General features: G+C 57.3%; 14 protein-coding genes. 11 read left to right on the top strand and 3 right to left on the bottom strand.

The window, feature by feature from the left end; all coding sequences use genetic code 11:
• The first annotated feature begins 11 nt into the window (after positions 1–11).
• Positions 12–662 (top strand): Crp/Fnr family transcriptional regulator, encoded by a 651-nt coding sequence (locus FHR99_RS00530; protein ID WP_183408590.1) that lies wholly within the window; start codon positions 12–14, stop codon positions 660–662.
• Positions 663–772: 110 nt separating this feature from the next.
• On the opposite strand, the gene xseA is transcribed toward FHR99_RS00530, so the two are convergent.
• Positions 773–2116, bottom strand: a complete 1344-nt coding sequence (xseA, locus tag FHR99_RS00535) for an exodeoxyribonuclease VII large subunit (RefSeq protein WP_183408591.1) — start codon at positions 2114–2116, stop codon at positions 773–775.
• 142 nt (positions 2117–2258) lie between these two features.
• Between xseA and guaB the strand changes: the two genes are divergently transcribed.
• The 5 genes from guaB to tadA all read left to right on the top strand — a co-directional run bounded on the left by guaB (position 2259) and on the right by tadA (position 8220).
• Entirely contained in the window at positions 2259–3728 is a 1470-nt protein-coding gene (guaB, locus tag FHR99_RS00540) for an IMP dehydrogenase (protein ID WP_183408592.1), read from the top strand.
• Between the two features lie 71 nt (positions 3729–3799).
• Positions 3800–5371, top strand: coding sequence for a glutamine-hydrolyzing GMP synthase (gene guaA, locus FHR99_RS00545; RefSeq protein WP_183408593.1), 1572 nt, complete (start codon positions 3800–3802; stop codon positions 5369–5371).
• A gap of 102 nt (positions 5372–5473) precedes the next feature.
• Positions 5474–7003 carry an EAL domain-containing protein gene (locus FHR99_RS00550; protein WP_183410061.1) on the top strand — a complete coding sequence of 510 codons (1530 nt, stop codon included), beginning with the start codon at positions 5474–5476 and terminating at the stop codon, positions 7001–7003.
• A 118-nt stretch (positions 7004–7121) separates the two neighbouring features.
• Positions 7122–7763 carry an OmpA family protein gene (locus FHR99_RS00555; RefSeq protein WP_183408594.1) on the top strand — a complete coding sequence of 214 codons (642 nt, stop codon included), beginning with the start codon at positions 7122–7124 and terminating at the stop codon, positions 7761–7763.
• 1 nt (position 7764) lies between these two features.
• Complete coding sequence (gene tadA, locus FHR99_RS00560) at positions 7765–8220, top strand: tRNA adenosine(34) deaminase TadA (protein ID WP_183408595.1); 456 nt, start codon at positions 7765–7767, stop codon at positions 8218–8220.
• Between the two features lie 211 nt (positions 8221–8431).
• Here tadA and mltF read toward each other — a convergent pair whose 3' ends face one another.
• Positions 8432–9859, bottom strand: coding sequence for a membrane-bound lytic murein transglycosylase MltF (gene mltF / locus FHR99_RS00565; RefSeq protein ID WP_183408596.1), 1428 nt, complete (start codon positions 9857–9859; stop codon positions 8432–8434).
• 161 nt (positions 9860–10020) lie between these two features.
• On the opposite strand from mltF, the gene purL reads away from it, so the two are divergent.
• The 3 genes from purL to secF all read left to right on the top strand — a co-directional run bounded on the left by purL (position 10021) and on the right by secF (position 16857).
• A complete protein-coding gene (gene purL, locus FHR99_RS00570) occupies positions 10021–13908 on the top strand; it encodes a phosphoribosylformylglycinamidine synthase (protein WP_183408597.1) in 3888 nt (1295 codons plus the stop codon).
• A gap of 157 nt (positions 13909–14065) precedes the next feature.
• Positions 14066–15943, top strand: coding sequence for a protein translocase subunit SecD (gene secD / locus FHR99_RS00575; protein ID WP_183408598.1), 1878 nt, complete (start codon positions 14066–14068; stop codon positions 15941–15943).
• Positions 15940–16857, top strand: a complete 918-nt coding sequence (secF, locus tag FHR99_RS00580) for a protein translocase subunit SecF (RefSeq protein WP_183408599.1) — start codon at positions 15940–15942, stop codon at positions 16855–16857. Before secD ends, secF begins: the two co-directional genes overlap by 4 nt.
• 12 nt (positions 16858–16869) lie before the next feature.
• Here the strand turns inward: secF and FHR99_RS00585 are convergent, their stop codons facing one another.
• On the bottom strand, positions 16870–17751 hold the full coding sequence (locus FHR99_RS00585; RefSeq protein ID WP_183408600.1) for a DUF1853 family protein: 882 nt from the start codon (positions 17749–17751) through the stop codon (positions 16870–16872).
• Positions 17752–17788: 37 nt separating this feature from the next.
• Between FHR99_RS00585 and FHR99_RS00590 the strand changes: the two genes are divergently transcribed.
• Entirely contained in the window at positions 17789–18667 is an 879-nt protein-coding gene (locus tag FHR99_RS00590) for an NAD(+) kinase (protein WP_183408601.1), read from the top strand.
• Positions 18668–18676: 9 nt separating this feature from the next.
• Complete coding sequence (locus FHR99_RS00595; protein ID WP_183408602.1) at positions 18677–19513, top strand: rhomboid family intramembrane serine protease; 837 nt, start codon at positions 18677–18679, stop codon at positions 19511–19513.
• Positions 19514–19515 lie beyond the last annotated feature (2 nt).

The following is a 19515-nucleotide window of genomic DNA, read 5'->3' on the forward strand; positions in this document are numbered from 1 at the left end:
AGGGGTGTTGAATGCGACTCGATACAGTAGATCTGTTTCAAGGTTTGAGTGCCGAAGAGTTGGAAGCTCTTCGTCGTGCGAGTGTAGCCAGGGAGTTCAGTAAAAATTCCGTGGTGATACATGAGGGGGATCTGGCCGATTCCCTTTATATCATCGAGCGGGGCAGGGTGAAGGTCTATTGCAGTGACAAGAACGGCAAGGACTTTGTCCTCGATATCCTCGAAGACGGCGACTACTTTGGCGAGCTTGCTCTGTTGGATGACGACCGTCGCTCTGCGTCAGTTCGCGCCATGGAAACTGCCAGCTTCCGCGTGATCTACAAGCAGGACTTCAACACCGTGCTCGATGCCCATCCGAACATCGCGCGCACCCTGATCCGCAACCTGACCCGTCGTATTCGAAAATTGACCGACGATGTGAAGGCGCTCGCGCTGCAGGACGTTTACGGTCGCGTAGCCAAAGTTCTGACCACGCTGGCGGAAACTGATGAAGACGGCGTAGGGCGCATTCAGGAAAAGCTGACCCAGCAGGATATTGCCGATCGGGTCGGTGCCTCGCGTGAAATGGTCGCCCGCATCCTGAAAGACCTGACCATTGGTGAGTACATCGCCATTGAGTCGCGGCAGATTCTGCTGTTGAAGCAGTTGCCGGAAAGCTACTGACAATGCTCCCCCCCCCCCTCACCCTGTCCCTCTCCCTGAGGGAGAGGGTATCTCATAGCAGAGAGTGAAGTTCTCCCTCTCCATCGGGGAGAGGGCTGGGGTGAGGGGTGTTAATCTTTTTCGACGCGTTCTACCACCGAAACCGCTCGTCCGCTCGCCAAGCGCGCGGTAATCCGTTCGCCCGCTTTCAATTGCGCGGCATCCCGCACTGCTTTTCCTTTCTCATCCAACACAATCGCATAACCCCGTTGCAGGGTGCCATCGGGGCTTAATTTTCGGATCACGTCGGTCATATGATTCAGGCGCTGCTGTTGTTGGCGGAATTGCGCTTTGGTAGCGCCGAGCAGACGTTTGCGGCTTTCGATCAATCGCGTTTGTTGCTGCTGTAACTGTCTGGCCGGGTTTAACGATAACAGACGCAGCTCAAGCCCTTTTAATTGTTGCTTGTTGGTCTGCAGGTGCTGGCTTATAAGCCGCTGTAGATAGAGTTCTCGTTCATCCACGCGCTGCGAACGCTCCGCCAGAAGTTGCGAAGGGTTGCGCAGGCGCTTGTGCAAAGCCTGCTGGCGCTCGCGCTGCTGGCGCAGGCTCTGCTGCATCTGGTTGTGCAGGGCATTGTTCAGTGAGCGGATGGCATTGACCACTTCCTGTTGATCCGGGCACAGCAGTTCTGCCGCCGCCGACGGCGTGGGTGCGCGCAAATCAGCCACAAAATCACTGATACTGAAGTCCACTTCGTGCCCGACGGCGCTGACGACCGGCAGCTCGCTGGCAAAGACCGCATCGGCGACAATGCGCTCATTGAAAGGCCAGAGGTCTTCCAGCGAGCCGCCACCGCGAGTCAATAGAATGACATCCGGGCGGTCTTCACCGCTCAGGCGATTGGCCTGTTGCAAGGCAGTGACCAATTGGCTGGCGGCCTGATCACCCTGAACCTGAGTGGGGATCAGTGTCACACGCAAGGCTGGCCAGCGCCGCTCAATCACCGACAGCACATCGCGAATAGCGGCGCCGGTGGGCGAGGTGATAACAGCGAGATGGCGGATGCGTTTAGGCAGGGGGCGCTTGCGGTCAAAGCGACCGGCGGCTTTCAGTTCCTGCTTGAGTTGTTCAAAGGCCTGAGCCAGAGCGCCGGCACCGGCCGGCTGCATGGTATCCACAATCAGCTGGTAATCGCCGCGGCCCTCATAAAGGCTGACCTTGCCGGTGACCTGCACCTGCTGGCCGGCTTGAGGCTGAAAGCGTACGGCAAAATTCCGGCCCTTGAACATGGCGCAACGGATCTGGGCGCGATCGTCTTTCAGAGTGAAATACCAGTGACCGGAACCGGGGCGAGCCAGATTGGAAATCTCGCCGCTCACGGTCACGTGGGCAAAGCAGTCTTCCAGCAGTTGCTTGGCCAGGCGGTTAAGTTGGCCAACGGATAAAACGTCTGAGGGGGAGGGTGTTTGCATGGCCGGCATTGTACTGTCTGGCGGGGTGTGGCAACAGTGCGAAGTCGCAGCTTTGTAAGCGGGATTCGGTGGTTTCGCACTGGTATTGACAGGCCCCATCCCGTAAAATTGTCCGATTAATTCGCGATCACCGGAAGAAGCTATGCTGCGAATCGCACAAGAAGCCCTGACATTTGACGATGTACTCCTTTTGCCGGGCTACTCCGAGGTAACTGCCAAGGATGTCAGCCTGCGCACACGCCTGACCCGCAATATCGAGCTCAATATTCCCCTGCTCTCGGCCGCCATGGATACGGTCACCGAAAGCCGTCTGGCCATTGCTCTGGCACAGGAAGGCGGTATCGGGATCATCCACAAAAGTATGACGATCGAACAACAGGCCGCCGAAGTTCGCGCTGTGAAAAAGCACGAAAGTGGTGTGGTCAAAGATCCGATCACCATCGATGCCAGTGCGACACTGGCCGACCTGATTGAATTGCGTCGCCGCAACAAGATCTCAGGCTTGCCGGTCATGGACAAAGGCGAGCTGGTTGGTATTGTTACCAGCCGCGATGTGCGCTTTGAGGAAGACCCGGACAAACTGGTGTCGGCCATCATGACGCCGAAAGACAAGCTGGTGACCGTGCAGGAAGGTGCCGAGATGGCACTGGTGCGCGAGTTGCTGCATAAGAATCGCATCGAGAAGGTACTGGTCGTCAACGACAAGTTCCAACTGCGCGGCATGATCACGGTCAAGGACATGAACAATGCCCAAACCTATCCCCACGCCTGCAAAGACGCCTCCGGCCAGCTGCGCGTAGGGGCATCGGTTGGTACCAGCGCAGACACCGACGACCGCGTTGCGGCGCTGATTGAAGCCGGTGTTGATGTATTGGTGGTGGACACCGCCCACGGCCACTCTCGGAACGTACTGAAACGTGTCGAGCTGATCAAAAAGCAATACCCGCAGGTTGACGTGATCGGTGGCAATATCGCGACTGCCGAAGCCGCTCAGGCTTTGCTTGAGGCGGGTGCCGATGGTGTGAAGGTGGGCATTGGCCCAGGCTCTATCTGTACCACCCGTATCGTAACCGGTATCGGCGTTCCTCAGATTTCTGCGATTGCCAATGTGGCTGAAGCGCTGAAGGATACTGACGTACCGATAATAGCCGACGGCGGCATTCGCTATTCTGGCGATATTTCCAAGGCCGTTGCGGCAGGCGCTCACGCGGTAATGATGGGCTCCATGTTTGCCGGTACCGAAGAAGCACCGGGCGAAGTGGAATTGTTTCAGGGTCGAACTTACAAGTCCTATCGCGGTATGGGTTCCATGGGCGCCATGGCCAAAACCCAGGGCTCCAGCGACCGTTACTTCCAGAGTGCGGAAGAGGGTGTAGAAAAGCTGGTACCGGAAGGCATTGAAGGCCGCGTGCCCTTCAAGGGTTCACTGTCTGCCATTGTGCATCAGTTAATGGGCGGTCTGCGCTCTGCGATGGGCTACACCGGTAGCATCGACATCGAAACCATGCGTACCCGGCCCCAGTTCACCCGCGTAACGTCGGCGGGCATGAACGAGAGTCACGTGCACGATGTCAGCATTACCAAGGAAGCACCGAACTATCCTCGGGGTTGAGCTGGAACGACACGAACTTTGACACGGGGCTGACACGCCCCGTTTTTCTTTAAGTGATCTGAGATACACGCATGCAAAACATCCACTCCCATCGAATTCTGGTTCTCGACTTCGGCTCCCAGTACACCCAGCTGATCGCCCGCCGCGTGCGTGAAATCGGCGTGTATTGTGAGATTCACGCCTTCGATATGTCGGAAGAGGATATTCGCGCCTTTAATGCCAAGGGTGTGATTCTGGCGGGTGGTCCGGAATCGGTTACTGCCGGTGAATCGCCGCGAGCACCGCAGGTGGTGTTTGAGCTGGGTATTCCGGTATTGGGTATCTGCTACGGCATGCAGACCATGGCCGAACAGATGGGCGGCAAGGTTGAAGGTTCAGAGATTCGCGAATTCGGTTACGCGCGGGTATCGGTGAATGAGCCCGGCAGCCTGTTGGCGGATATCGCCGACCATATGGAAGGCGGCCGTGCCCAGCTGGATGTATGGATGAGCCACGGCGACAAGGTCGTTAAACTGCCGGAAGGCTTCTCAGTCATGGCAGAAACCCCGTCCTGCCCAATTGCCGGCATGGTGAACGAAGAACGCAAATTCTACGGCGTGCAATTCCATCCGGAAGTAACCCACACCCTGCAGGGCAAGCGTATTTTTGAACACTTCCTGCTCAATATCTGCGGCTGTGAAGCCTTGTGGACCGCCGAGAACATTATTAACGACGGCATTGAGCGCGTCCGAGAGCAAGTGGGCGACCGCAAGGTGCTGCTCGGTCTGTCCGGCGGTGTCGACAGCTCGGTGGTCGCGGCCCTGCTGCACCGCGCGATTGGCGATCAGCTGACTTGTGTATTTGTCGACAACGGTCTGCTGCGCAAGAATGAAGGCGATCAGGTGATGACTATGTTCGCCGACAATATGGGCGTAAAAGTGATTCGCGCCGATGCAAGCGACGCCTTCCTGTCGCGTCTGGTGGGGGTCAATGACCCCGAACAGAAGCGCAAGATTATCGGCAACACCTTTATCGAAATCTTCGACGAAGAAGCCCAGAAACTGAAAGACGTCGACTTTCTGGCGCAGGGCACCATTTACCCGGACGTGATTGAATCGGCCGCCGCCAAAACCGGCAAGGCCCACGTGATCAAATCTCACCACAATGTGGGTGGCCTGCCGGAAGATATGCGCTTTGAGCTGGTTGAGCCGCTGCGCGAGTTATTCAAGGACGAGGTGCGCAAGATCGGTCTGGAACTCGGCCTGCCCTACGATATGGTTTACCGCCACCCCTTCCCGGGCCCTGGCTTGGGCGTGCGGATTCTGGGCGAAGTGAAAAAGGAATACGCCGATCTCTTGCGTGAGGCCGATGCCATCTTTATTGAAGAGCTGCACAAGGCGGACTGGTATCACAAAACCAGCCAGGCCTTTGCAGTCTTCCTGCCGGTCAAGTCAGTCGGTGTGGTGGGCGATCAGCGTCGCTACGAGTACGTGATTGCCCTGCGCGCCGTGGAAACCATCGACTTTATGACTGCGCGTTGGGCTCATTTGCCTTACGAGCTGCTGGAAACCGTGTCCAATCGCATCATTAACGAGATTTCCGGTGTGTCGCGAGTGACCTATGACGTGTCCAGCAAGCCGCCAGCTACGATTGAGTGGGAGTGATACTCTCGCCTTTAACAAATTTTACAGCTGCTATACTTTATCCCTTCAGAGGGCGTTGAGGTGGCAGTGAAGCTGGGGCGGCGGGACAAAATCTATCTGGGAATGGTGGCGACAGCGATCGCTGGCGCCCTCATCCTGTTTGCTGCTATTGGCGGCTATGTCTGGTTTCAATCGGTATCAGCGGAAGAAACGCGACTGCAGAAGTTGGCCGAGCGCATTGGCCAGCGAGCGGAAAACGCCATCATCGATGCCAGGGCCCTTCTGGTCGAGCTAAATGATGCGGCGCTCGAACCATGTTCCCCCAAACACCTTGAGTTAATGCAGGATATCGCGATAGCCCGTACCTACGTGCGAGGTATCGGTTACTGGCGTGCTGCCGAGCGTCAGTGCGGTACAGGGCTGGCGGAGCATTTCACGCCGCCCAAAGCCAGTCGCATCTACGACTCTGGCATGATTGCGTGGTGGCCCGGCGAGGAAACTGAAGTCGGGGGCGTGCAACTGTTCTTGATGCGTTTTGGCCGCCACGACGTAGTCATTGATCCTCGCCTGCTCTTGAACTCGGACCTGTTGGAAAATCATGAGGTCGGTCTTTGGGTTGAAGGCCTGTTGATGACGACCTCCCCTAAGGGCGTGGTCTTGCCCGAGCCTGAAACGCTGGAACAGGGGCTGACCGTAGACAGCAAAACCCAGCGTACGATGGCCCGCTTCTCTCTGGGCACGATTTTCCCGATTGATGTTGTTGCGGTGCAGCATATTCAGGAGTTCTGGAGCGTCTACCTGCCAACCATTCTCACCTTTGGTGCGATCGGGATCGGTATCATCTGGTTGTGGATTGTGATCCTGCTGAAATTCAGCCGCAGCAAACTGGGGCTTCTGGCCGAATTGAAAGCCGCTATTGCCGACCGCAAGATCGAGGCTTACTACCAGCCCGTTGTGGATCTCTCGACAGGCCAATGCGTTGGCGCGGAATCGCTGGCTCGCTGGACAACGGAAGACGGATCGCGGGTTGGTCCCGATGTTTTTATTCCACTGGCAGAAGACAACCGGCTGATAAGCGATCTGACCATCTCCATGTTGCACAGCATCCTCACGGATATGGGCGACCTGCTTCGGCGCAATCCACAACTCAGTATCAATCTGAATTTGTCGGCTCAGGATCTGGAGAGCGATCGGCTCATGATCGAGCTGGACTCTGCCATCAAGCAGGCAAAACTTAAACCGGCGTGCATCAAGCTGGAAATAACAGAGCGGGCGCTGGTCGATACCGACGAGGCACGCAAGCGCATTAGTACCCTGCGCAGCCGTGGACATACCATCGCTATCGATGACTTTGGCACCGGCTATTCCAGTTTGTCCTATCTAGAAAGTTTTGAACTGGATGTGCTCAAGATTGATAAGGCTTTTGTGGATGCCATCGATACCCATGCGGTAACCAGTAACGTTATTGTGCACGTTATCGAGGTCGCCAAATCCTTAGAGTTGGATATTATTGCCGAGGGTATCGAGGAGTCACATCAGGCTAGCTGGCTCGTGAAGCAGGGTGTCCGTCTGGGGCAGGGTTATTTCTATGCCAAGCCGATGGCGTCAAGAGAATTTAAGGCTTTCGTCAGAAAGAATAACGGCAAACAATAAGGAGGCTCGCTCCTGAAATCGCCGTTTAGTCAGGTTTATGGAGTTCTGGACTATGTATTTAGTAGCCCAAAATAGGCGTCTGCTCGGCGCAATAAAAGCGTGTGTGATCGGGGCAACATTGAGCCTCAGTGCCTGTTCCTATATTGATTTTCAGCGTTTCTATGGCGAGAAGCCGGAGCCGGAAACGTCAGCGAATGCAAAACCAGTGGCTGCGCAAGCGAGTCTGAAGGTGGTCGCCAACCCCAGTGAGCTGGACGAGTATCTCCAGCGATTAGTTCAAACGTCTGCGGCGCCACTGAGTCAGGATAACGTTGGCTATTATATGGACGTGCAGTACGCGACTCTGCAGCATCAACTTCGTGACAGCGGCATTGAGCTGACTCGTGGCAATCGCGAGATTCAAATGATTATGCCGGGGGCGCCTACCTTTGAAGCGGGCAGCGACCGAATCAATCCCGAGGTGACCTCGGTCCTGTCGGTGATTGGGAAAATTTTGACTGAATATGACAAAACACTGGTGACGGTGGTCGGCCACACCGATGCCAGTGGCGGGGAGGCGGCGAATCATGCCCTCGCTCAACGCCGGGCGCTGGCGGTGGGTGAGTACCTGAATAGGCAGCGCATAGCGAAGAAACGCCTCGCGATCATGAGTTACGGTTCCGCAAAGCCCATTGCCAATAATGACACAGCCGAGGGGCGGGCTCAGAACCGCCGCATCGAGCTGATCTTGAAGCCTATTGCCGCTCTTGCGGCGAAGTGAGATGACCTCCGAAGACGAAAAGTGGATGCGCCGAGCGCTCGAACAGGCGCATGCCGCGGAGCGTCTCGGTGAAGTGCCGGTCGGTGCCGTACTGGTGCGTGACGGTGAGTTAATTGCCGAAGGCTTTAACCAGCCCATTACCCTGAATGATCCTACCGCCCATGCCGAAATCGTGGTGTTGCGCAAGGCGGCCGAGACGGTCAGCAATTACCGTCTGCCTGATACTACCCTGTATGTCACCGTTGAGCCTTGCACCATGTGTGCCGGCTCACTGATACACGCCCGCATCAAACGGCTGGTCTATGGCGCGAGTGAACCGCGTGCCGGAGCGGTAGCCAGTCAGCTGCAAGTGCTTTCTCAGCCGTTTTACAACCACCGCGTGGATGTTGAGGGCGGGGTGCTGGCGGAGGAGTGCGCGCGGGTGATGAGCGAGTTTTTTGCGCGCAAGCGACGTTAGAGTAGAGCTCTCCATCATTGCGAGGCTATGCTGCCACTCGTCGGGAGATTGCTTCGATTCTCTCGCAATGACGTTGGTTTGGGGTTTGTCCTGACACTAATTTAGATTCCCCCGTCATTGCGAGGAGTGAAACGACGACGCAATCTCGAGACTATGCTGCACTTGTCGGGAGATTGCTTCGCTAAAAGGGCTCGCAATGACGGTGCCGCGCTTACAGCGCTTTGTAGAACGGCGCCACTTCCGGCGGCAGCAAATCCTGCACCACTTTTGGCGGCGGCACGCGCACTTTGCTGATCTCGGTCCAGGTGAGCAGGCTGTAGTAGTGGCGGATATTCTGCACGTAGTGCACCGCCTCATCGCCCCGGGCAAAACCGTAGCGGGTTTTGCTGTAGTATTTGCGCTGGCGCAGTAGCGGCAGTCTTTCCTTCACATCCTTCCACAGCTTCGGGTTGCCGCCCTGTTGTTTGGTCAGGGTTCTGGCATCTTCCAGATGCCCTCGGCCGATATTGTAGGAGGCCAGTGCAAACCAGGTTCGGTCTGGCTCCGGTACGTCATCATCCTGCAGCTGGTGAATTTTCTTGAAGTAGCGCGCTCCGCCTCGTAGGCTCTGGCGGGCATCAAAGCGTTGGGTTACGCCCATCTCCTTGGCGGTGCGACGGGTCAGCATCATCATGCCCTTAACCCCGGTGGGCGATACGGCGCGCGGATTCCAGTAGGATTCCTGATAACTGATGGCGGCGAGCAGGCGCCAGTCGATTTCATATTCCAGTGCGACGGTCTCGATCAGATCCTTGTAGTCCGGCAGTTTGGACTCAACCGCTTCCACAAAGGTCTGGGAGTTAATCTGGGTGTTGGCCTCATTGTGGCCGTAAAAACGCTCTACCAGACTGGCCAGCTCGCCGCTTTCCCGGATTTTTTCGAAAAAGGCATCGAGTTTTTTCTGCAGGCGGGTGTTGTCGTATTTGTTGGTCAGGGCCCAGGCCAGGGCGCTCGGTTCGCCGATGCTGAAGGCGACCCGGTGCTGGGGGTAGAAGCCTTTATTGGCGAGGTATTCATTGGAGTCCAGCACCGTAAATTCAATCTCGCCGTCCTCGAGCATCTCCAGCAGGTCGGTGGTTTCCAGCTTGGGTGGTGCTTCCCAGCTTAACTCCGGGTGCTCCTTCTGCAGCTCGCGCAGTGTTTCTTCCTGAGTGCTGCCCTGCATCACCTGAACTTTGCGACCGATCAGGTCTTCGATGGAGGCGGCAAAGGCAATCCCGCGGCGGTAGATCACAAATTGCCTCACCTTCATATAGGTGGGGCCGTAGTCAAAATGCTGGCTGCGTTCGGGGGAGGGTGTCAGGCTGGCGGCTGCCAGTTGGGCGCGGCCTTTTTCCAAGTGCACAAAAAGATCTTCTATGCCGTATACCGGGATGATTTCCAGTTCCACGTCCAGATAGTCGGCAAACATCTGGGCGAGCACGAACTCAAAGCCCGTACCGGCCCCCCGGTTCTCATAGTAGGTAGTCGGGCCATTGCGGGTGGTGACTTTGAGGGTTCCTTCCTTCTCAATGATGCTGAGGCTGTCCTGCTCCTGGCAGGCGCCGAGCAGCAGGGCGCTGATCAGTAGAAGGTGCTGGTATAGGTGTTTAAATCTCAACGGTCCGTTCCCGGGAGCTACCCGCCACATTCTAGCCTCGGGGTGGGGCCGGACGCCAGAATTTCAAATGCCTGAGGAATCGGGGATTTGGATAAAAATTCGGTGCCAAATCGATTACAATACGCCGCTCAAATTTTGTCGATACAGGGCACCAGGCCAGTATGCTTATTCTTCCCGGACCTCCGGCGCTTTCAGACTTCCGTCTCGAGAAACTTCAGCAGACCTTGCGCGATATCGCGCCTGACCTTCAGGCCGTGTCTGCGCGCTATATCCACCTCGCGGATGTCGAGGGTCATCTTGAAGAAGCCTCAATGAAGGTACTGCGCCAGCTGCTGCGCTACGGGCCTGCCTTACAGCAGGACGAAGTGGAAGGGCTCTGTATCTTCGCGACGCCTCGTATCGGCACCATATCGCCCTGGTCGAGCAAGGCAACGGATATCGCCCGCAATGCGGGGCTTGATAAGGTCAAGCGTATCGAGCGCGGTATTGCCTACCATCTGGCCTTTGATACGCCTCCGGATGCAGAACTCGCGAAGGCACTGGCGGCTGAGCTGCACGATCGTATGGTAGAGAGTGTTTTTGCCGACCCTCAGGAAGCTGTTGCCCTGTTCAGCAGTCAAGAGCCGGCGCTTCTGTCCACGGTCCCGGTGCTTGCTGACGGCCGCGATGCGCTGGTCGAAGCCAATGTCTCACTCGGTCTTGCACTGGCCGACGACGAAATCGATTATCTCCACGACGCCTTTGCCAAGCTTCAGCGCGACCCGACCGATGTCGAACTGATGATGTTTGCGCAAGCCAACTCCGAACACTGCCGTCACAAGATCTTCAACGCCAGCTGGAGTATCGACGGTGAAGAACAGTCCCTGTCACTGTTCAAGATGATCAAGAACACCTACGAGCAGGGCGGCGACAACGTCCTCAGCGCCTACGCCGATAATGCGGCGGTGGTCACCGGCAGTCGTGCCGGGCGTTTCTATCCCGAGCCGGACACCATGGAGTACCACTATCATCAGGAAGACATTCATCTGCTGATGAAGGTGGAAACCCATAACCATCCGACGGCTATTGCGCCGTTCCCCGGTGCGGGCACTGGCAGTGGTGGTGAGATTCGCGATGAGGGTGCCGTGGGGCGCGGTTCCAAACCCAAAGTGGGTTTGACCGGTTTTACGGTCTCTAACCTGCAACTGCCAGGTGCAGTTCAGCCCTGGGAGCAGGATTACGGCAAGCCGGATCGCATAGTCTCGGCCCTCGACATCATGGTTGAAGGCCCCATTGGTGGTGCGGCGTTCAACAACGAGTTCGGTCGTCCCAATATTTGCGGTTACTTCCGCACCTACGAAGAAACTGTCAACGGCCCCAACGGCGAAGAGCGCCGCGGTTATCACAAGCCCATTATGATTGCCGGTGGTTACGGCAATATTAAAGCCGAACACGTTGATAAGCCGCCCTTCGAGCCCGGCGCCCAGCTGGTGGTGCTCGGTGGTCCGGCCATGTTGATTGGTCTGGGTGGCGGTGCTGCGTCGTCTATGAGCAGCGGCAGTTCCAGCGAAGATCTGGATTTTGCCTCGGTGCAGCGCCAGAACCCGGAAATCGAGCGTCGCTGTCAGGAAGTCATCGACCGTTGCTGGTCGCGTGGCGAGCAAAACCCGATCGCCTTTATTCACGACGTGGGTGCAGGCGGTCTGTCCAACGCCTTCCCGGAGCTCGCCAAAGACGGTGGCACCGGTGGCACCTTTGATATTCGCAATGTGCCCAATGCCGAGCCCGGCATGTCACCGCTCGAAATCTGGTGTAACGAATCCCAGGAGCGCTATGTTCTGGCGGTTAACCCGGAAGATATGGAAACCTTCGCCGCCATCTGTGAGCGCGAGCGCTGCCCCTATGCGGTGGTGGGTGAAGCGACCGAAGACAAGCATCTCAAGGTTGGCGACAGCTACCTTAAGAGCAATCCGGTCGATCTGCCGATGAGCGTTTTGTTCGGCAAGCCGCCGAAAATGCATCGGGAAATTACCCGCAGCCGCTTCGACAAGCCAGCGCTGGATTTGGACGGCGTCGATCTGGTAGAGGCCGCTGAACGTCTGCTGCGTCTGCCCACCGTCGGCAGCAAGCAGTTTCTGATTACCATTGGCGACCGCTCGGTAACTGGCCAGGTACACCGCGATCAGATGGTTGGCCCCTGGCAAGTGCCGGTAGCCGATTGCGCGGTCACCACCGTGGCTTACGACACTTATGCCGGTGAAGCCATGTCGATGGGCGAGCGTACGCCGATGGCCCTGATTGACGCGCCGGCCTCTGGCCGCATGGCGATCGCCGAAGCCATCACCAATATTGCCGCTACACGCATTGGCAAACTCAGCGATATCAAACTATCGGCGAACTGGATGTGTGCCGCCGGTCACCCCGGTGAAGACGAGCGTCTGTATGACACCGTGCGCACCGTGGGGATGGAGCTGTGTCCGGAGCTGGGTATTACGGTTCCGGTTGGCAAAGACTCCATGTCCATGCGCACCGTCTGGCAGGACGAGGATGGCGAAAAGGCGGTGACTGCCCCCATGTCGCTAATCATTTCTGCCTTTTCACCGGTGCTGGATGTACGCAAAACCGTCACGCCGCAACTGAAACTGGATCAAGAGAGCAAACTGCTGCTGATCGATCTGGGTAATGGCAAGAACCGCCTCGGCGCGTCCTGTCTGGCCCAGGTTTACAACCAGATTGGTGACGAAGCGGCGGATCTGGATCAGCCTCAGCAACTCAAGGGCTTTTTCAATGCCATGCAGGAACTGTTGGAGCGCGATGCGCTGCTGGCCTACCACGACCGTTCCGACGGCGGCCTGTTTGTTACGCTCGCGGAAATGGCCTTTGCCGGACGCTGCGGTCTGGATGTAGACCTGAGCGAACTTGAAGGCGCGAGCCTTGCAGTCTTGTTTGCCGAGGAACCGGGCGCCGTACTGCAGGTTCGCGAATCCGATCTGGCGGCGGTAAAAGCCACGCTGGAACAGCACGGCTTGAGCGATTGTGTGCGTGAGATTGGTGCGCCTGAAGACAGCGATACTCTGCGTATTCGCCGCTTTGCAGAAGTCTTGTTTGAAGAGCCGCGCAGCTACTGCCAGCGTCTGTGGAGCCAAACCAGTTACGCAATCCAGTCACTGCGCGACAATCCGGAGTGCGCCCAGCAGGAATACGATGCCATTCTCGCTGACGATCCGGGCCTCAGCGCCAAGCTCAGCTACGATGTGAACGAAGACGTCGCCGCGCCCTTTATTCAGACTGGCGTGCGCCCGCGTATCGCCATTCTGCGCGAGCAGGGCGTTAACGGTCAGAATGAAATGGCCGCGGCCTTTGATCGCGCCGGCTTTACTTCGGTCGACGTGCACATGAGCGATATTCTTAGCGGTCGTGTCTCGCTGGCAGATTTCAAAGGCCTCGCCGCCTGTGGTGGCTTCTCCTACGGTGATGTACTCGGCGCCGGTGAAGGCTGGGCCAAGACCATTCTGTTTAACAGCCGCGCTCGCGATGAGTTCGAAGCCTACTTCAACCGCGACGATACCTTTGCGCTGGGTGTGTGCAACGGTTGTCAGATGATGTCGAATCTGCGTGAGCTGATTCCCGGTGCCGAAGACTGGCCGCGCTTTGTGCGCAATCGCTCGGAGCAGTTCGAGGCGCGGGCATCCTTGGTCAAAATAGAGGAATCTCCCTCGATCCTGCTGGCCGGCATGGCAGGTTCACATATGCCAGTTGCGGTTGCCCACGGCGAAGGCCGTGCGGAATTCCGCAATCAAAACCATCAGGTGCGCAGCCTGACCAATGGCACCTTGGCACTGCGCTACGTGGATAATCATCTGGAACCGACCGAAAACTACCCGGCTAACCCCAACGGGTCGCCTTCGGGTATTACCGGTGTGACCAGCAAAGACGGGCGGGTCACCATTATGATGCCGCATCCGGAGCGCGTATTCCGGGCGGTCAGCAATTCCTGGTATCCGGACGAGTGGGGTGAAGATGGTGCCTGGTTGCGCCTGTTCCGCAACGCACGCGTGTGGCTGGGCTGAGCTAGAGGTCATACGCCACAGAAATCCCGGTCGCTGCCTGTTATGATGCCGCCAGCCTTGAAATTCTCGCTGGCGGCCCGATCTACCTATAACGGCACGGAAAACCGCACAGACTAAAAAAATAGGCTGCCACAGGCAGCGCAAACGGTGGAGCTCAATGAATAAGTACCCCTGGTGGAAGAACGCACTGATCTTGCTGGTCGTTGCGTTCGGCTTTTTTTACGCCGCCCCCAACCTTTACAGCCCGGACCCCGCGATCCAGATTTCTGGTGAAAGCAGTGGTGCCGAGATCAGTCAGGCCGATCTGAATCGGGCGCTGGCGTCACTCGATGCAGAGAATATTGAGCATTTTGGCGAAACCATCGGCGAGAAAGGCAATTCGGCGCTGATTCGCCTGAAAGATCGCGAGCAGCAGCTGACTGCCCAAAAGCTGATTCAGCGCGCCTTGGGGGATGGCTATATCGTGGCGCTGAACCTTGCGCCGACCACACCCGAATGGCTGACCGCCTGGGGTGGCCAACCCATGAAGTTGGGTCTGGATCTCAGCGGCGGTGTGCACTTTCTGTTGGAAGTGGATACCGACAGCGCAGTTGCCAGCCGTCAGGAGTTTTATAACACCGGCATCAAGCGGGTGTTGCGCAAGGAGCGTATTCGCGGACTGGTTCAGCTGCAGGATAACGGCGAAATTCAGGGGCGTTTCAACACCGAAGAGCTGCGCGATAAAGCTGCTCGAGTGATTCGCGACGAATACAATGAACTGCAGGTCACCAAGACCGAAGACGAGGGCAACTTCTACCTCACCGCCGTGCTGACCGAACAGAAACGCAAGGAAATTGAAGGCTACGCCGTTGAGCAAAACCTGACCACCTTGCGCAACCGGGTCAACGAACTGGGTGTTTCCGAGCCGCTGGTACAGCGTCAGGGCAAAAACCGCATCGTAGTGGAATTGCCGGGTATTCAGGACACCGCCGAAGCGAAGCGTATTCTGGGTAAAACGGCGAACCTTGAATTCCGTTTGGAAGCCAAATACGACGCACCGCTGTCCGAGCGCGAGCGTTTTGACTTCCGTTCCAATGATTACGGCGATTCCGGCGCCTGGCTGGAAAAAGATATCGTGATCACCGGTGAGCGTGTTTCCAACGCCCAAGCCGGCTTTGATCAGCAGACCGGTCAGGCTCAGGTGAACATCACCCTCGACAGCGAGGGCGGCACCATGATGCACCGGGTGACCCGCCACAATATCAACCGCCGTCTGGGCGTGTTGTTTATCGAGCGCAAGACCCGTACCACCTATGTGGAAGCGGCCGACGGCACCGAAAAGATTGTTAAAACCCCTTACGACGAAAAACACATCATCAGCCTTGCAACCATTCGCGATGCGCTGGGTGTGCAATTCCGTATCACCGGTCTGGACAGTCCGGCAGAGGCCGCGGAACTGGCCCTCTTGTTGCGCGCCGGTGCACTGGCCGCGCCCATCGACTTTGTTGAGGAGCGCACGGTAGGGCCATCACTCGGGGCGGAAAACATCAAACAGGGCGTGCTCTCGGTGCAGATTGGTCTGGGGCTGGTCGCACTGTTTATGCTGGTGTATTACCGGGTCTTTGGTATCGCGGCGGTGTGTGCGCTGTCGGCCAACATCGTGCTCCTGATTTCGGTGATGTCGGTGCTGGCGGCTACGCTGACCCTGCCGGGTATCGCCGGTATCGTACTGACCGTGGGTATGGCGGTAGACGCCAACGTGCTGATCTTTTCGCGTATTCGAGAAGAGCTTGCCAATCGGGCTTCACCCCAGCAGGCCATTTCTGCGGGCTTTGACCGCGCCTTTGTCACCATTATGGATGCCAATATCACCACCTTGATCGTGGCGGTAATCCTGTACGCAGTGGGCACCGGCCCGGTGAAAGGCTTCGCGGTCACTCTGTCGATCGGTATTTTGACGTCCATGTTTACCGCGATTATGGGTACTCGCGCGATTATTAACCTGATTTACGGCGGTCGCCGTGTGAACAAACTGGCGATCGGAGGTGGGGCATGAACGATAAAGTGATTAACTTTATGGGCGTCCGCAGAGTTGCGGCGGCCCTGTCGATTGCCTTCGTGCTGATCTCTATTGTTTCCCTTGCGGTGCGCGGCTTGAACTTTGGCCTCGACTTTACCGGCGGTACGTTGGTCGAGGTGGTCTACGAGCAAGCTGAACCGCTGAGCAACGTGCGTAGTTCCCTGGCCAATGCCGGCTATCCCGACGCTGTGGTGGTGAACTTCGGCGCAGATACCGATGTGCTGGTGCGTTTGCCGCAGGGCATGAGCCCGGATCTGGGCGATCAGATTCTCGGCATTCTGCAGGAAACTGCCGGTAGTGAAGTCGAATTGCGACGGATTGAGTTCGTTGGCCCGCAGGTAGGTGAAGAACTGCGCGAGCAGGGCGGGTTGGCGATTCTGCTGGCGCTGGTCGTCGTTCTGATCTACATCTCCATGCGCTTTCAGCTCAAGTTTGCCTTTGGCGCAGTCGTAGCCCTGGGCCACGACGTGATTATCGTGCTCGGTATTTTCTCGCTGTTGCAGCTGGATTTTGACCTGACCGTGCTGGGCGCCTTGCTGGCGGTGATCGGTTACTCGTTGAACGACACCATCGTCGTGTCAGACCGTATCCGCGAGAATTTCCGGAAACTGCGCAAACAATCGCCGACAGAAGTCATCAATATTTCTCTGACCGATACGCTGGGCCGTACCTTGGTGACCTCATTGACCACCTTGCTGGTACTGCTGGCGCTGCTGTTTACCGGCGGCGAAATGATTCGCGGTTTTGCCCAAGCGTTAACAGCGGGCATTGTGGTGGGTACCTACTCATCTATATATGTAGCCGCCAACTTCATGCTGATGCTGAATATCAATCAGGAAGACCTGATTATCCCCGAGAAAGAAGGCGAGCCTATCGACGATATGCCGTAAACCGCGCCTTGCTCAGGGGCGATTTAATACGGTTTCGGGCCAGGTATCTGGCGCGATCATGCGCCGCTCCTGCTGCTCGTTAATCACCATAATCGGGCGCTGCACTGTCAGCGCCCGATGCTTTTCTTCCAGTGCTACCGCGTTTTCAAAGCTGTCCAGCCAGTCGGGTTTGGCGAGATAGCGCCAGTCGGATGCGTTTTCCTGTTCACTAAATTCGGCGTGGGTCTGCCAAAGGCCGCGACAGTGATCGGGATTAATAGGCGCTGGTTCAGGGGTTCGCTTTGGGTGATGGAATAGCCAGCCTTTCACGGCGGCTTCCTGTTCAAACTGGGGAATTCCGAGCTCCTGCAGCACCGCCTGCGCCGCCGGTTTGCGGGGCAGGGCCAGTTGATGATCGCGCATGCGCTGCCATTTGATATCGAGCCGGTCGCGACTGTTGGGCCCCAGCCATTGGCTCATGGGGCTGCCCGCCTGCAGGGGCTCGGGAGTGGCCATAAAGTATTTGAGTGCCAGCTCCAGATGCACCGCACGATTGCGGCGGTGGCAGTGATAGAGCACATCGAACTCGCCGAGGGTTTTGCCGTCATCGCGCACTGGCAGGTTGTGTGCGATCAGCTCGGTTTCGGCATCGTGTTGCAGAAAAAAGTGCCAATAGGTCTCAAATACTAGGCCAAGTCGCTTGGAACGGCAGTTTTCAGTTAAATGGCGCAGCAAGGGCTCAGGATCGTGATCCAGCGCGAGCAGGGCATTTTGGCGGTTTTCGTGCAGTTCAAAACGGGCTGCGGTAACCTTGCGGGCCAGTGTGCTGAGATCACTCAGTACCGGTTCAGAAAAACAGATCCAGGCAAGCTCGCGCACGCGCGGATGTTTTAGAGCATGAATAAACGCGTTCATAGTGCGATACTGGCGAGCCTTGATCAGGGCGAGATTTATGGATCCATTCCGAAACATCGGCATTGTAGGACGTGAAGGTAACGGCGTTGCGGAAACCTTGCAACGGCTGGTGACCTTTTTGCAGTCGCGCGGCCTCACCGTGGTGCTAGGTGAGCATATTGCGCCCTTGCTGCCGAATCACGATTTGCGGGTTTGCCCGCGCAAATCCATCGGCGAAGTCTGCGATTTGGTGATTGTGGTCGGCGGCGATGGCAGCTTTCTCGGTGCCGCCCGCTCCCTGTCCAAACAGCCCGCGCCGGTGCTGGGTATCAACCGTGGCCGCCTCGGCTTTCTGACCGATATTTCCCCCGATGAACTCGAAAGCCAGATCGGCGCCGTGCTCGATGGCGAATACTCGCTGGAAAAACGCTTCCTTCTGGATGTGGAGGTCAAGCGGCAGGGCGAGCCGGTGGGCAAGGGCGAGGCCCTGAACGATGTGGTGGTCAACTCCGGCACCTCGGCGCATATGATGGAATTCGACCTTTATATAGAAGGCGAGTTTGTCTATCGCCAACGCTCTGACGGTTTGATTGTGTCGACCCCGACCGGCTCTACGGCGTATTCCATGTCGGGCGGTGGCCCCATCATGCACCCGAAACTGGATGCCATAGTGCTGGTGCCCATGTTCCCCCATACCCTCAGCAGCCGCCCGATTGTGGTGGACGGCAAGAGCGAGATCAAAATTGTGATCCTCGCCGACAATAAAATGCCCGCGCCCGTAACCTGTGACGGTCAGGAAGTGATTCCGACCCGCCCCGGTGATGTCGTCTACGTGCGCAAAAAGCCCCAGAAACTCACGATGATTCATCCCGCCAAACAAAGCTTTTACGCCAGCTGCCGCGATAAATTGGGTTGGGGCGGAAAACTTGGCAACTGAACACGCCGCATGAATTACGAAGCCTTACGCGTTCCCCTGGATTACGACCTACGCCCGCTGGCGATGATGCTGGCGGGTAGGGGCGTCCCCCACCAGATCAGTGAATTGCAGGGCGAACAGGTGGTTTGGGTCACCGACGAAACCACGGCTCAGGCGGTGCAATCACTGCATCAGCGCATGGCCTCCGGCGAGATCGAATTGACGGTTGAGCCCTCGGAAGCGCCGGTGCGTCAGCCGTCGCGCGCTACCACCTTCTTGCCCGTCACGCTTTTGTTGCTCGTGCTCAGCATACTGGGCGCCGCGCTTGTAACCTTCAGCACAGAAGGTATGGCCCTGCTGACCTATTACCAGATCAATGCCGTAGAAGACGGGTATGTGCTCAGCAGTGCACCGGATCAATACTGGCGCTGGTTTACCCCGGTCTTTCTGCACTATGGCCTGATGCATCTGGTGTTTAACGGGCTCTGGACCTGGGAGCTGGGGCGGCGGATCGAGTTCAAGCAGGGCAGTATGACGCTGCTGATATTCACCGTGGTGTCCGGGGTTTTCTCGAATCTGGCGCAAGTTTGGTACACGCCGGGCCAGCTATTTGGTGGTATGAGCGGGGTGATCTACGCCTACCTCGGTTATATCGTCGTCTGGCAGCGCTTTCGGCCCACCCCGGCCTTTTCCCTGCCCAAGGGTATTGTGGTGTTTATGCTGGCCTGGCTTTTTATCTGCATGGCCGGCTTTACCGAAATGCTCGGCTTAGGCTCCATCGCCAACGCGGCCCATCTCGGCGGTCTGATTGCCGGCGTGGTGCTGGCCCTCTCAGGCCTTGCGGTTCAGCGCCTCACGGGCCGCTGAGC

Source organism: Litorivivens lipolytica, assembly GCF_014191715.1.
GTDB lineage: Bacteria > Pseudomonadota > Gammaproteobacteria > Pseudomonadales > Spongiibacteraceae > Litorivivens > Litorivivens lipolytica.